The sequence below is a fragment of the Caballeronia sp. BR00000012568055 genome (assembly GCF_029439455.1).
GTDB lineage: Bacteria > Pseudomonadota > Gammaproteobacteria > Burkholderiales > Burkholderiaceae > Caballeronia.
Window position 1 is genome coordinate 1 of sequence record NZ_JAQFVG010000206.1, and the last position, 650, is coordinate 650.

General features: G+C 56.3%; 1 pseudogene. It reads left to right on the plus strand.

Going from position 1 to position 650, the window contains the following annotated elements:
- Positions 1-650, plus strand: a pseudogene (locus tag P7F28_RS10130) (molybdopterin-dependent oxidoreductase); the annotation flags it as partial.

Consider the following 650-nt stretch of genomic DNA (forward strand, 5'->3'; position numbering starts at 1 on the left):
AAGCGCATCGCAAGTACGACAAGACGAGCTGGGACTACGAGCGAGGCGACGACGGCTTCGTGAAAGTCGATCCGACTTTGCAAGATCCTCGCTGCGTCTACAACCTGCTGAAACAGCATTATTCGACGTACACGCCGGAGATGGTCCAGCGCGTCTGCGGCACGCCGAAAGAGAAGTTTCTCAAGGTATGCGAAATGTTGGCGTCGACGGCATCGCCGAATCGTGCAGGGACCATTTTGTATGCGCTCGGCTGGACGCATCATTCGGTCGGCGCGCAGATGATTCGCACCGGCGCGATGGTGCAATTGCTGCTGGGGAATATCGGCATCGCGGGCGGCGGGATGAATGCGCTGCGCGGACATTCGAACATTCAAGGCCTGACCGATCTCGGCCTGATGTCGAATCTCTTGCCCGGCTACATGACCTTGCCGATGGAAGGCGAGCAGGACTACGAAGAGTACATCAAGAAGCGCGCAACGCAGCCTTTGCGTCCCAATCAGTTGAGTTACTGGAAGAACTATCGCGCGTTCTATGTGAGCTTTATGAAGTCGTGGTGGGGCGACAACGCATCGGCCGATAACAACTTCGGCTATGACATGCTGCCCAAGCTCGACAAGTCCTACGACATGCTGCAAGTCTTCGAGTTGATG